Origin of the sequence: Salinivibrio sp. PR6 (genome assembly GCF_001995955.1) — a bacterium.
Lineage (GTDB): Bacteria > Pseudomonadota > Gammaproteobacteria > Enterobacterales > Vibrionaceae > Salinivibrio > Salinivibrio siamensis.
In genome coordinates, this window is the sequence record NZ_MUFA01000014.1 from 1 (window position 1) to 13,005 (window position 13,005).

Annotated in this window: 11 protein-coding genes; 6 read left to right on the forward strand and 5 right to left on the reverse strand. The window is 51.4% G+C overall.

Features of this window, described 5'->3' with window-relative positions:
• Positions 1-545 precede the first annotated feature (545 nt).
• From hemG to BZG72_RS11820, 3 genes are all read right to left on the reverse strand, one after another.
• The gene (hemG, locus tag BZG72_RS11810; protein ID WP_046074829.1) at positions 546-1,091 is read right to left on the reverse strand and encodes a menaquinone-dependent protoporphyrinogen IX dehydrogenase; all 546 of its coding nucleotides are present in this window, start codon (positions 1,089-1,091) and stop codon (positions 546-548) included.
• A gap of 21 nt (positions 1,092-1,112) precedes the next feature.
• Complete coding sequence (locus BZG72_RS11815) at positions 1,113-2,570, reverse strand: TrkH family potassium uptake protein (RefSeq protein ID WP_046074830.1); 1,458 nt, start codon at positions 2,568-2,570, stop codon at positions 1,113-1,115.
• 67 nt (positions 2,571-2,637) lie between these two features.
• Positions 2,638-3,276, reverse strand: a complete 639-nt coding sequence (locus tag BZG72_RS11820; RefSeq protein ID WP_046074893.1) for a YigZ family protein — start codon at positions 3,274-3,276, stop codon at positions 2,638-2,640.
• Positions 3,277-3,492: 216 nt separating this feature from the next.
• Between BZG72_RS11820 and fadB the strand changes: the two genes are divergently transcribed.
• The 3 genes from fadB to acuI all read left to right on the forward strand — a co-directional run bounded on the left by fadB (position 3,493) and on the right by acuI (position 8,005).
• Complete coding sequence (fadB, locus tag BZG72_RS11825) at positions 3,493-5,673, forward strand: fatty acid oxidation complex subunit alpha FadB (protein WP_077666873.1); 2,181 nt, start codon at positions 3,493-3,495, stop codon at positions 5,671-5,673.
• A 16-nt stretch (positions 5,674-5,689) separates the two neighbouring features.
• Positions 5,690-6,853 (forward strand): acetyl-CoA C-acyltransferase FadA, encoded by a 1,164-nt coding sequence (gene fadA / locus BZG72_RS11830; RefSeq protein WP_046074832.1) that lies wholly within the window; start codon positions 5,690-5,692, stop codon positions 6,851-6,853.
• 159 nt (positions 6,854-7,012) lie between these two features.
• On the forward strand, positions 7,013-8,005 hold the full coding sequence (gene acuI, locus BZG72_RS11835; RefSeq protein ID WP_077666874.1) for an acrylyl-CoA reductase (NADPH): 993 nt from the start codon (positions 7,013-7,015) through the stop codon (positions 8,003-8,005).
• A 130-nt stretch (positions 8,006-8,135) separates the two neighbouring features.
• On the opposite strand, the gene BZG72_RS16200 is transcribed toward acuI, so the two are convergent.
• The gene (locus tag BZG72_RS16200) at positions 8,136-8,339 is read right to left on the reverse strand and encodes a hypothetical protein (protein ID WP_077607307.1); all 204 of its coding nucleotides are present in this window, start codon (positions 8,337-8,339) and stop codon (positions 8,136-8,138) included.
• A gap of 121 nt (positions 8,340-8,460) precedes the next feature.
• Between BZG72_RS16200 and tusA the strand changes: the two genes are divergently transcribed.
• A complete protein-coding gene (gene tusA, locus BZG72_RS11840; RefSeq protein ID WP_046074835.1) occupies positions 8,461-8,709 on the forward strand; it encodes a sulfurtransferase TusA in 249 nt (82 codons plus the stop codon).
• Positions 8,710-8,742: 33 nt separating this feature from the next.
• Here tusA and BZG72_RS11845 read toward each other — a convergent pair whose 3' ends face one another.
• The gene (locus tag BZG72_RS11845; protein ID WP_046074836.1) at positions 8,743-9,303 is read right to left on the reverse strand and encodes a TMEM165/GDT1 family protein; all 561 of its coding nucleotides are present in this window, start codon (positions 9,301-9,303) and stop codon (positions 8,743-8,745) included.
• A gap of 376 nt (positions 9,304-9,679) precedes the next feature.
• On the opposite strand from BZG72_RS11845, the gene glyQ reads away from it, so the two are divergent.
• Positions 9,680-10,591: a glycine--tRNA ligase subunit alpha gene (gene glyQ, locus BZG72_RS11850; RefSeq protein ID WP_046074837.1), complete on the forward strand. Its 912-nt coding sequence runs from the start codon at positions 9,680-9,682 to the stop codon at positions 10,589-10,591.
• A 9-nt stretch (positions 10,592-10,600) separates the two neighbouring features.
• Positions 10,601-12,670, forward strand: coding sequence for a glycine--tRNA ligase subunit beta (gene glyS / locus BZG72_RS11855; protein ID WP_077666875.1), 2,070 nt, complete (start codon positions 10,601-10,603; stop codon positions 12,668-12,670).
• Positions 12,671-13,005: the final 335 nt, after the last annotated feature.

Consider the following 13,005-nt stretch of genomic DNA (forward strand, 5'->3'; position numbering starts at 1 on the left):
TTAAGTTTTTTCGAAACCGAAGTTTCAGCTCAATGAATACTGATTACTGTTTCTCTCCGAAGAGAAAAACGAATTGACTGTGCCGAACAACTGTAAAAGTTGTCGTTTGGTCACTCAGTTCATCGAATAAATCTTTTTGTCTATTCTCAACGAGTGCCCACACAGATTGCATAGGTCAAATTGTTAAAGAGCGTTGACATTGCGAAGCTGCGCTTCGCTTGGCCAGGGCTGCGTATCTTACGCGCCTTGCTGTTAAAGTCAAGAAGAAATTTTATCTTTTATTTTCAACCCGCCGGGTGAAATAAAACCTCTTTTTGACTCCCCTAACGCTTGGCGTTAAGTAGGTCGGTCATCTTAATCTTTTAAAAACTCACGTCAAGCGTTTATTTTTATTTGATTTTTTGCCTCGACATGCTCGCTGAACGCTTGCCCTACGTGCCGTGTCGATGGAGGCGCATTATAGAGAAACCACTCACCTTCGCAAGACTAAAAAGCGACTTTTTTTAGAAAAAGTCGCCGTTCGGTCAAACAATCAGCGTTATGGCCTAAAAGCGGGCAAATTGCTCGCTAAATTCCGCCACTTTTCGCCAATCCGTGTATTCAACCTCTTTGGTCGTATCCGTCTCCCCACCCGTGATATGCATGATGAAGCGAATCATCACTCGATCAAACCATTTATAACGTGGATAGTAGAGTGCGCCGGCAAAGACACCATGCAGTTCGGGGGTCCAGGGTGACTTTTCGATAAACTTACGGCTATAAGCGCTGGTTTCTGGCGTATCTTTCCCCGGTTTACGCGCGGTGAGATTGACACTAAAGAATGCTGCTTTCACGGTTTTAAGCTGATCTGCATGCGCATCAATGAATTGATATAGCTTTTTATTAAAATGCCCATAGCGAATAGACGCACCAATCAGTATCCGATCGTATTGGCTGAGATCAATGTCTGGCCGCTGATGAATATCTTTCACCTCACACTGCGCCGAAGCCCCCAGCTGTTGCTCGATAAAATGCAGGATTTTCTTGGTCTGCCCTTCTCGGCTGGAATGTAGCAGTAAGACTTTTTGCGTTGCGTTGCTTTGCTCGCTCATGTCCTCTCCTTCCCCATACGGCTAGCTCCGCCAGAATGTGGGAGTAAATAAAACCAATAATGTGAATATTTCTAAACGACCGAATAGCATGGCAAGGATCAATACCCACTTCGCCGTGTCATTAATATCGCCAAAGTGAGCAGCCACTTCGCCTAGCCCTGGGCCTAGGTTATTGAGGGTCGCTGCAACGGCTGAAAACGCCGTTAGCTCTTCAATGCCAGTGGCTATCAAGGCCAACATACAAATGACAAATACCAGCGCGTAGGCGGAGAAGAACCCCCATACGGCATCAACCACTTGCTGCCGTAGCGCCTTATTACCCACTTTGATGGTGTATACCGCGCGAGGGTGCACCAAGCGTTTCAATTCTCGCGTTCCTTGGAGTGACAACAGCAAGATACGAATGACCTTCATCCCGCCACCGGTCGAGCCTGCACACCCACCAATAAATGACGAGAACAAGAGTAAAACGGGGAGGAACAACGGCCAATGGGCAAAGGTTGTGGTGGTATACCCCGCGGTGGTTGATATTGATACCGACTGAAATAGCGCCTGGGTGAAGGTTTCCGTGGCGCTCTCATAAACCTGATGCCCGCTCAGCATGGTAAACACCACCAGCCATAGTAGGAACTGAATCACCAAAAACGCGCGAAATTCTGGATCACGCAAGTAAAACTTTAGATTGAGCCCATTATTGGCAAAGGCGGCGAAATGGAGAGAAAAGTTACACGCAGAGATCAGCAGAAACACCACAGTGATGAGATTAACCGCAGTGCTATCAAAGTGACCAATGCTGGCATCGTGGGTTGAGAACCCGCCGATGGCAACGGTCGAAAAGCTGTGCCCAATGGCATCAAAGGCAGACATGCCCGCCAGCCAGTAGGCCAAGGCACAACTTACGGTTAAAGTCAGATAAATGTACCAGAGCACCTTGGCAGTCTCAGCGATCCGAGGTGTCATTTTGGTGTCTTTCACGGGGCCAGGGATCTCGGCGCGATAAAGCTGCATCCCCCCGATGCCGAGTACTGGTAGGATGGCCACCGCCAGCACAATGATCCCCATACCACCAAACCACTGTAGCAACTGACGATAGAACAAAATCGCTTTAGGTAACTCATCTAGCCCCACAATGACGGTTGCGCCCGTCGTGGTTAAACCAGAAAAGGACTCAAAAAACGCCTCGCTCACGGAAAGATCGGGCTGTTCAGACAGCATCAACGGAACTGCCCCTGCACTGCCGATCACCGTCCAGAATAAGACAACAATCAAAAAGCCATCACGTGCTTTGAGTTCATGCCGATAATTTCGATTGGGGAACCAAAGTAACCCGCCACCTGCGAGTAGCAGAAAAAACGTCAAAACAAAAGGATAGCCCGCGCCATCACGATAGATAAACGCAACCAATGCAGGCGCTAACATGGTGATGCTGAACAGGGCCAGCAGGAGTCCGACAATGCGGGTAATGGAACGAAATTGCATAGCCTGACGTGGCCCTCTTATCGGCGGTAGCGACTTTCTACCGTCTCGTCGTTACACGTAAAGCAGGCTAAGTGCCTGACGTTGTCTTATGTTCTAACGGGTGCGCGCTTGCTTGTCCGCGGGTTTGATTTTTAAGTGCTTCAAGAAACACATCGATATAGCGCGCATCGATACGCACACTCAATCGCACATTATGGCTGAATTCTGCATCGAGCTGAACGCCATCGTACTGCTTGAGCAGCGATTCTATCGTATCAATGTGAGCATATTCACAGCTTATCGTGTAAGGGACTGTCACTGCCACTTCTCGCGTGGTCAAAAGGCCCAGGGCTTGCTGCACACTACTGCCATACGCTTTGACCAAGCCCCCAGTACCCAGTTTAATCCCGCCAAAATAGCGTACTACCACGGCACAAATCTCACCGACGTTCGCACCAGATAACTGCGCAAGCATCGGCTTGCCTGCCGTTCCCGCTGGCTCACCATCATCGCCACACCCCCATTGCACGGAAGATTCAGGCCGGCCTGCGACAAATGCCCAGCAGTGATGCCGTGCATCAGGATACGCTTCTCGCAACGATTGAATAAATTGCTTTGCCTCTTGTTCTCCGGGCGTATGAGCAAGATACGTAATAAACCGGCTTTTTTTGATTTCAAGCTCGTGCCTCACGGTGTCAGCAGGCACTGCGTATGGGGTGATAGGCATCATGGTACAACCTTTGTGTCTCAGCGATGCACTGTATCATATTCCCTCAAGCACGACAGGGACTCGACCACAGTAAAAACAACCCACACCACATATTTTAAACATTCGTTTAACTTTTGGTTGTCATTTCTTATAACAATGATCCACACTAGGTCGCATCTGGTCTAACCAGAACACTATTCAACCAGGATGGTACTGCCAACGTGGAGAACAACCATGATCTACCAAGGAGATAACCTATCAGTTCGTGCTTTGGATAACGGCATTGCAGAACTGACCCTAGACAGCCAAGGTTCTGTCAACAAATTGGATCTGGCAACGCTAGAAAGCTTAGACCAAGCCCTCGATGCCTTGTCGGGTCGCGATGATATTAAAGGACTGCTGCTGACCTCTGCTAAATCAGCCTTTATTGTCGGCGCAGACATTACCGAATTTCTCGGATTGTTTGCCAAACCCGACCAAGAGCTCTCTGATTGGGTATCTCGCGCCAATGCCATTTTCAATCGTTTAGAAGATTTACCCTATCCCACCCTTAGTGCCGTCAATGGCCATGCACTCGGCGGTGGCTGTGAGTGCATACTCGCGACCGATTTACGTGTAGCAGGTCAGGACGCGCGTATCGGTCTTCCTGAAACCAAGCTCGGTATTATGCCCGGCTTCGGTGGTACGGTGCGCTTGCCTCGACTTATCGGCGCCGATACCGCGATGGAAATCATCACTGCTGGGAAAGAAAAACGCGCGTCCGCGGCATTAAAAGAAGGCGTAGTGGATGCCGTTGTCGATAACGCGCACCTGCGTGACGCGGCGATTCGAATGCTAGGCCAAGCGATCGACGAAAAAATTGACTGGCAGAGCCGTCGCCAACAGAAAAAACAACCACTGAAGCTTAACCGCATCGAGGCAGCGATGAGCTTTACCATGGCCAAAGGCATGGTGGCACAAGTTGCAGGGAAACATTATCCGGCTCCAATGACGGCAGTGACGGCCATTGAAGAAGCCGCAGGGATGACACGCGATGAGGCACTTGAGGTCGAAAACCGCTATTTCGTCAAGCTAGCCAAAACCGATGTCGCACAAGCCTTGGTGGGCATTTTCCTCAATGACCAGGTCATCAAAGGCAACGCGAAAAAAGCAGCCAAACAAGGTAAAGACACACAACGTGGTGCGGTATTAGGCGCAGGCATCATGGGCGGCGGCATTGCCTATCAATCGGCACTGAAAGGCGTGCCGGTGATGATGAAAGACATCGCCCAAGCCTCACTCGACCTCGGTATGAAAGAAGCAACCAAGCTGCTGAATAAGCAGCTAGAGCGTGGTCGTGTCGATGGTTTTAAAATGGGCCAAGTATTGTCGTCAATCACCCCAAGTCTTCACTATGCGGGCATTGAGCAAAGTGACGTGATCGTCGAGGCCGTGGTCGAGAACCCGAAAGTGAAAACCAGCGTCCTCAAAGAAGTCGAAGCGCTAGTCAGTGACGACACGGTCATTGCGTCCAACACCTCTACCATTCCTATCAATACACTGGCGAAGTCATTGGCCCGTCCAGAAAACTTCTGTGGCATGCACTTCTTTAACCCGGTTCATCGCATGCCATTAGTGGAAGTGATTCGTGGCGAGAAAACCTCTGATGAAACCATCGCACGCGTGGTGGCTTACGCCGCCAAGATGGGTAAGTCGCCCGTGGTCGTCAACGACTGCCCCGGCTTTTTCGTCAACCGTGTATTGTTCCCCTACTTCCATGCCTTTAGTTTGCTACTGCGTGACGGGGTGGACTTCCAGCGCATTGATAAAGTCATGGAAAAACAATTTGGCTGGCCGATGGGTCCGGCGTATCTGCTTGACGTGGTCGGTATTGATACCGCACATCATGCGCAGGCAGTGATGGCAGAAGGCTTCCCAGACCGCATGAGTAAGTCTGGCCGCGATGCCATTGATGTGATGTTTGAAGCCGAGCGCTTTGGTCAGAAGAATGGCAAAGGCTTCTACCGCTACACCACAGACAAAAAAGGCAAGCCGAAAAAAGAAGCCGATGAAGCCGTCCCTGCTTTGCTCGCACCCGTAATTGAAGGGGGTCAAGCAGAGATCAGTGACGAGGATATTATCGCTCGCATGATGGTGCCGATGATCAACGAAGTCGCCCGCTGTTTGGAAGAAAACATCATTGCCTCTCCGGCAGAAGCAGACATTGCTTTGGTTTACGGTATCGGCTTCCCGCCATTCCGAGGCGGTGCCTTCCGTTATGTCGATACTTTGGGTGTTGATAACTACGTCGCCATGGCTGACAAATTCTCTGAGCTCGGCGCTTTGTATCATGTTCCTACGGATATGAAACGTCGTGCCAGCGATAAACAGGCTTACTTTGATGTCACACCGGTCAACGCACCGCAATCAGCCTAAGTTTAAGGAGAGAACAATGAACAATGTAGTGATCGTTGACTGTATCCGTACCCCCATGGGCCGTTCGAAAGGCGGTGTGTTTCGCCACGTTCGTGCTGAAGATCTATCCGCGCACCTGATGAAGTCTCTATTGGTACGTAACCCTGGGGTAGACAGCACCAGCATTGAAGACATCTACTGGGGCTGTGTACAACAAACGCTCGAGCAAGGTTTCAACATTGCCCGTAATGCGGCGCTCCTTGCTGGCATTCCACATAGCGTGGGTGCCACCACGGTCAACCGCCTGTGTGGCTCGTCGATGCAGGCACTGCACGATGCGGCTCGCGCAATCATGGTCGGTGATGGCGACACCTTCTTGATTGGTGGTGTCGAACACATGGGCCACGTGCCGATGAACCATGGTGTCGACTTCCACCCTGGCTTATCTAAGTCAGTCGCTAAAGCCGCTGGCATGATGGGACTTACCGCAGAAATGCTCGGTCGCATGCATGGCATCAGTCGTGAAATGCAAGACCAGTTTGCCGCTCGTTCTCATGCCCGTGCGCATGCCGCCACCGTGGAAGGCCGTTTTAGAGATGAGATTGCGCCTATTGAAGGCCATGATGCCGATGGCTTACTCACCTTGGTGGAAGACGATGAAGTGATTCGTCCAGAAACCACCGTAGAGAGCCTCGCTGGTTTACGCCCCGCCTTTGACCCTGCCAATGGCACAGTAACCGCTGGCTCGTCGTCGGCACTATCGGATGGTGCCTCTGCAATGTTGGTGATGAGTGAAGAAAAGGCCAAAGCCTTGGGGCTGCCTATCCGTGCACGTATCCGTGCCATGGGCGTCGCCGGCTGTGACCCATCCATTATGGGATATGGTCCGGTCCCAGCGACCAAAAAAGCGCTCAAACGTGCGGGCCTAAGCATCGATGACATTGACTTGGTCGAACTGAATGAGGCATTTGCCGCCCAGTCTCTGCCTTGTGTCAAAGATCTTGGCCTGATGGATAAAGTGGATGACAAAGTTAACCTCAACGGTGGTGCAATTGCACTGGGTCACCCGCTAGGCTGTTCCGGCGCACGCATCTCGACCACCTTGCTACATCAAATGGAGCGCCAAGATGCTACCTTAGGCTTAGCGACCATGTGCATTGGTCTCGGTCAGGGGATTGCGACAGTGTTCGAACGCGTTTAACCACAATGCGCACTTTCATCAATAAAGAGCGGCTACGTCCGCTCTTTTTTTGGCTTGCGTCATCCCGCACGCAATCGCATAGTGATTGATGTAACGCATGTGGTGGTAACATCATCTGGCCTAGTATGGCCACTCACTGACTTCAACCGGGAGAATGCCATGTTTAACGCGCTTGTCCTTGAACAACACGAAAAGCAAACCCTTGCCAAAATCACCTCACTCGATGATGACCTTCTTCCAGAAGGCAATGTCACCGTCAATGTTGATTTCAGCTCCCTTAATTATAAAGACGGCTTAGCCATTACCGGCAAAGGTAAGATTGTTCGCCAATTCCCCATGGTGCCAGGGATCGACTTTGCCGGCACAGTTGCCGATAGCCAACATCCCGACTATCAACCCGGAGATAAAGTGGTGCTCACTGGTTGGGGCGTCGGTGAAGCACACTGGGGAGGCATGGCAGAGAAAGCGCGTGTTAATGGCGACTGGCTCGTTCCCCTTCCTGAGGGGCTCACTGCGCAACAAGCAATGATGGTAGGCACCGCGGGGTTTACCGCGATGTTATGTGTGCAAGCCTTAATCGATGGTGGCGTCAAACCTGAAGATGGCCCAGTGTTAGTCACCGGAGCCAGTGGCGGCGTTGGCTCTGTCGCGGTCACCTTATTGCATGCGTTGGGCTATCGCGTCTGTGCCGTCACAGGCCGACTTGAAGCCAACCAAGCGTGGCTTAAGCAACTAGGCGCTGACGAAGTGCTACCGCGCGAGTCCTTTAGCGCACCAGGTCGCCCGCTGGACAAGCAACAGTGGGCAGGCGCAATTGATACCGTGGGCAGTCAAATGCTCGCCAATGTCCTTTCACAAATCCAGTACGGTGGCACAGTTGCCGCATGCGGCCTTGCCGGCGGTTTTGATTTACCCGCCACTGTGATGCCGTTTATTTTGCGCAATGTGCGATTGCAAGGTGTTGACTCCGTTTCTTGCCCGAAAGCGCAACGTCAAGCTGCGTGGCAATCACTCACCAAGCTACTCCCAGCCAGTTACTTTGAACAGGCATGCCACACTATCGCACTGGCGCAAACCCCAGAATATGCGGATAAAATTATTCAGGGCGAGGTGAAAGGCCGCGTCGTTATTGATATCGCTCACCAAGGCTAATCCGCGCAAAAAGGCCAATCTTTATTACGGGTTGGCCTTTATTGGCGACGTGCAGACAAAAAAAATCCCGCTCGAAGAGCGGGGAAGCCCAAGAAAACTGGGAGTGAGTGTAGCTGTTGAGTGAGTCAGCCTAGTCAGGCTGCGAGCGTGGCGTTGAGGTCGATAAGGCTTCTACCAATAACCCCAAGGCTGCGGCGCAGATTGCTAGTGTTGCCAAGAGAGTGTGCTCATGACTGTGCGTTAATCCCCAAAAAGCGAGTCCGCTAAGCCCTGTGTAAGCAGCGATACGGTGTCCATAAGCCAAGCTCAATGTGCTCGTTTGTGCTTTTCTCATGATCCCGCCTTTCGTTAACGACTTGTTAAATAATTTACACAACTCATTTACAAGCGCAACCCTGTTTGAATAATTTGTCGCCATAAGTATGATCAGGTCGACACTTTTTGAGGTAAAAATAATGACACTCGCTTTTGACCACGCCGATCTTCAACTTGATGCCTTAGGCCTGCGCTGCCCGGAGCCTGTAATGATGGTACGTAAACGTATCCGTCATATGGACGAGGGACAAACCTTGCTGATTACCGCCGATGATCCCTCAACCACGCGTGATATTCCCAGCTTTTGTCGTTTTATGGATCACACCCTTATCGCAGCCCAAACAGAGAGCGTGCCGTTTCAGTTTTTGATCAAAAAAGGGCTGGCATAACGCCAACCCTTACTCATTCATCATTGTCCTGCGTTAGCTCAGTAGATACCAAGTATCGAGCACAGCCAATGCGGCAAACATCGCCGCCGCGAGCACCCGCACGACAGCAAGCGGGACATGGCGCTGAATTTTATCACCCGCCAGCACCACAGGGACATTGGCTAGCAACATACCAATGGTTGATCCAATCACTACCACCCACAACGCTTCATTAAACTGTGCGCCCAATGCGGTCGTGGCGAGCTGGGTTTTATCGCCAATTTCTGCGACAAAGAACGCACTGAAGCTCGCCCAAAACGCGCTTTTGCCCTGAATACCTTCATCCTCAAGCTTATCCGGGATCAGCATCCATACCGCCATCACGCCAAAACTGATGATCAAAATAATATGCAATACGGTATCGGTCAGAATATCGGCCGCAACCACGCCGAGCCAAGCAGCAATGGCGTGATTGACTAACGTCGCCAATAAAATGGCACTGATAATCACCGCAGGTTTACGAAAACGTGTCGCTAACGCCAGCGATAGTAGTTGGGTTTTATCCCCGATTTCCGCCAAGGTGACGGTAGAGATAGAAATGGCAAGAACGCTCATGACATTGCTCATCTGGGGCAGGGCTTATTATGATTCAACCACGACAACACACACGCCCCACCCCGGTTCGTGCGATTGTCGTTGGTCTCGTCAAGCCCAGAGCACCTAATGGCAGGCTTGCAATCACCATGAAGATTTTGCTTCAACTATGTTGATGATTGCCCCACTGACTGTGCAGTGGTCAACTACTCCCCAAGACGGCGCTAGTGTACGATTTGAACAATCGCTTGGCAACTTCTATTCCTCTTGCCCCTGCACGGAGAAAATAAGCGCCTCAAAGGCGCACAAAAATCCGCCAGCCCCCTACTGCTTGAGCGCGCTGCGAGTTATAATTGCCAGCTATTTTCTCCATTCATCAACTCGCGCGAACCTGACAATGCATAAATTCGATATCAAAACCTTTCAGGGTATGATCCTCGCGCTGCAGGATTATTGGGCCCAGCAAGGCTGTACCATTGTTCAGCCGCTAGACATGGAAGTGGGTGCAGGTACCTCCCACCCAATGACATGCTTGCGTGCACTTGGTCCAGAGCCCATTGCAGCGGCTTACGTTCAACCTTCTCGCCGTCCTACCGATGGGCGTTATGGCGAGAACCCGAACCGTCTGCAGCACTACTACCAGTTTCAAACCATCCTGAAGCCGTCACCCGATAACATTCAAGAGCTGTATTTAGGCTCGCTGCGAGTGCTGGGAATTGACCCAGAAGTCCACGACATTCGCTTTGTGGAAGATAACTGGGAAAACCCAACGCTTGGCGCTTGGGGCCTCGGCTGGGAAGTCTGGCTGAACGGGATGGAGATCACCCAGTTTACCTACTTCCAGCAAGTCGGCGGATTGGAATGTAAACCTGTCACTGGTGAGATTACCTACGGTATCGAACGTCTGGCGATGTACATTCAAGAAGTCGATTCTGTGTATGATCTGGTTTGGACCGATGGCCCATTTGGCAAAGTCACCTACGGCGATATTTTCCACCAAAACGAAGTGGAGCAATCGACCTACAACTTTGAACACGCTGATGTTGATTTTCTGTTCCGCTACTTTGACCAGTGCGAAGCCGAAAGTACCAAGCTTCTGGATCTCGAGCAGCCGCTCCCTTTGCCTGCTTACGAACAGATCCTAAAAGCCGGTCATGCGTTCAACCTGCTGGATGCGCGTAAAGCCATCTCAGTGACTGAACGTCAACGCTATATTCTGCGCATTCGCACACTGACTAAACGTGTCGCCGAAGCCTACTACGCATCTCGCGAAGCGCTGGGCTTCCCGATGTGCCGACACACCAAATAAGGGAGCATCATGGCAACGCAAAATTTCCTGATTGAGCTCGGCACTGAAGAGCTACCACCCACAGCCTTGCGCACCTTGGCTGAAGCTTTTGCCAGCCAATTCGACGCACAATTGAAAGACGCTGATCTGAGCCACCAAGGCATTACTTGGTACGCCTCCCCACGTCGCTTAGCACTTAAAGTGGCGGCGTTGAGCGATCGCCAGCCAGATAAAGTGGTTGAGAAGCGCGGTCCTGCGGTCAGTGCCGCCTTTGACGCAGATGGCAACCCCACCAAAGCGGCCATGGGTTGGGCGCGCGGTAACGGGATTGACGTGAGCGAGGCCGAGCGCCTAAAAACCGATAAAGGTGAATGGTTGCTGTATCGTCAACACGTACCCGGTCAAGCCATTGACGCCTTACTGCCGGTACTGGCCGATAACGCCCTGAGCAAGCTGCCTATTCCTAAACCCATGCGCTGGGGTGACAAAGACACCCAGTTTATCCGCCCAGTGAAAACCTTGGTGATGCTGTATGGGGACACCTTGATTGAAGGCACTATCCTAGGCGTGGCGTCTGATCGCGTGATTCGTGGCCACCGCTTTATGGGTGAATCGAGCTTAACGCTGGATCATGCTGACCAATACCCAGAGCGCCTTGAGCGTGAAGGTAAAGTCATGGCCGATTATGAAAAGCGTAAGGCGTTGATTATTAAAGATGCCAAAGCAGCGGCTGACGCAGTTGGCGGGATTGCTGAGCTTGATGAAGACTTGGTTGAAGAAGTCACCTCACTGGTAGAATGGCCAGTGGTACTGACGGCCTCTTTCGAGGACAAGTTCCTTAAGGTGCCATCAGAAGCGCTGGTGTACACCATGAAAGGCGACCAAAAGTACTTCCCGGTTTATGACGCTAACGGCGAGCTACTGCCCAAGTTCATCTTCGTGTCGAACATTGAATCGAAAGATCCGGCGCAGGTTATCTCAGGGAATGAAAAAGTCGTGCGTCCTCGCCTCGCGGATGCGGAGTTCTTCTTTGATACTGACCGCAAGCGCCCATTGATTGATCGCCTGCCAGAGCTTGATAGCGCGGTATTCCAAAAGCAATTAGGTACCATCAAAGATAAAACCGATCGCATTACTGCACTCGCAGGACAGATTGCAGAGCGTATCGGCGCCGACAAGTCACACACTGAGCGCGCGGGCCAACTGGCTAAGTGCGATCTCATGACCTCGATGGTGTTTGAGTTCACCGAAACCCAAGGCGTGATGGGCATGCACTATGCGCGTCATGATGGCGAGCCTGAAGCCGTAGCGCTGGCACTGAATGAGCAATACTGGCCGCGCTTCGCCGGTGATAAGCTACCTACCACACCGGTCTCCTCAGCACTCGCGATGGCTGACAAAATGGATACCATCGTGGGCATCTTTGGTATTGGTCAAGCACCGAAAGGGAGCGACCCCTTCGCCCTGCGTCGGGCCGCGTTAGGCGTTCTACGTATTATCGTCGAGAACGGCTATCAGCTTGATCTTGTCGACCTCATCCGTGATGCCAAAGCTCAGTACGATGACCGTCTGACTCACAAAGAGGTAGAGGCGGATGTCCTCGACTTTATGCTAGGTCGTTTCCGCGCTTGGTACCAAGATATGGGCTATAGCGTTGATATCATCCAAGCCGTGTTAGCACGTCGACCAACCAAGCCTGCTGACTTTGACAGCCGCGTTAAAGCGGTGTCGCACTTCCGCAGTCTTGAAGAAGCCGAAGCACTTGCCGCGGCCAACAAGCGTGTAGGCAATATCTTGGCCAAGTATGACGGCGAGCTCCCTAGCAGCGTCAATACTAGCTTGCTACAAGAAGACGCTGAAAAAGCATTGGCGGACGTGGTCGCAGAGAAAGTCGCTGCGGTTAAACCTTTATTTGCTGACAGCGATTATCAAGGCGCGTTGACCGAGCTGGCGCAATTGCGTACACCGGTTGATACCTTCTTTGATAACGTGATGGTTATGGCAGATGATCCTGCACTGAAAGCCAACCGCTTGGCGATGCTTCACCTTATCCGTGAGCAGTTCCTCAACGTGGCAGATATTTCTGTTCTACAGAAGTAATTATCAGCAACACACGACTCAGCCCCGCTATGACGCGGGGCTTTTTTTGGGTGTTGATACGCGGACGCCCCTCTTCGCTACCAATTCTCATCTACCTTGCTACCAGCTCTCAGCCTCGTTGGCTACCCAATTTAATGACGCTAATCACCCTGTTTGTCGAGCCAAGCCGAGTTGGTTTCACGTGGAACACTTGGATTTCTACCCCTCTAAGCGACTTTCGCCCTAGTGTGTACCGATAACGTAACAACCCCGTCAACCATACCCTTTAATGACGAGAAGATAACAAACTTACCATGCTTTCTTTTACACAATAGATTGTTGTATGTTGATTGCAG

Excerpts from the sequence above, each read along its gene's own strand:
- hemG (WP_046074829.1), bottom strand. The coding sequence starts at position 1,091 with ATGAGCGAGCAAAGCAACGCAACGCAAAAAGTCTTACTGCTACATTCC.
- glyQ (WP_046074837.1), top strand. The coding sequence starts at position 9,680 with ATGCATAAATTCGATATCAAAACCTTTCAGGGTATGATCCTCGCGCTG.
- glyS (WP_077666875.1), top strand. The coding sequence starts at position 10,601 with ATGGCAACGCAAAATTTCCTGATTGAGCTCGGCACTGAAGAGCTACCA.
- BZG72_RS16200 (WP_077607307.1), bottom strand. The coding sequence starts at position 8,339 with ATGAGAAAAGCACAAACGAGCACATTGAGCTTGGCTTATGGACACCGT.
- BZG72_RS11815 (WP_046074830.1), bottom strand. The coding sequence starts at position 2,570 with ATGCAATTTCGTTCCATTACCCGCATTGTCGGACTCCTGCTGGCCCTG.
- tusA (WP_046074835.1), top strand. The coding sequence starts at position 8,461 with ATGACACTCGCTTTTGACCACGCCGATCTTCAACTTGATGCCTTAGGC.
- BZG72_RS11820 (WP_046074893.1), bottom strand. The coding sequence starts at position 3,276 with ATGCCTATCACCCCATACGCAGTGCCTGCTGACACCGTGAGGCACGAG.
- BZG72_RS11845 (WP_046074836.1), bottom strand. The coding sequence starts at position 9,303 with ATGAGCGTTCTTGCCATTTCTATCTCTACCGTCACCTTGGCGGAAATC.
- fadB (WP_077666873.1), top strand. The coding sequence starts at position 3,493 with ATGATCTACCAAGGAGATAACCTATCAGTTCGTGCTTTGGATAACGGC.
- fadA (WP_046074832.1), top strand. The coding sequence starts at position 5,690 with ATGAACAATGTAGTGATCGTTGACTGTATCCGTACCCCCATGGGCCGT.
- acuI (WP_077666874.1), top strand. The coding sequence starts at position 7,013 with ATGTTTAACGCGCTTGTCCTTGAACAACACGAAAAGCAAACCCTTGCC.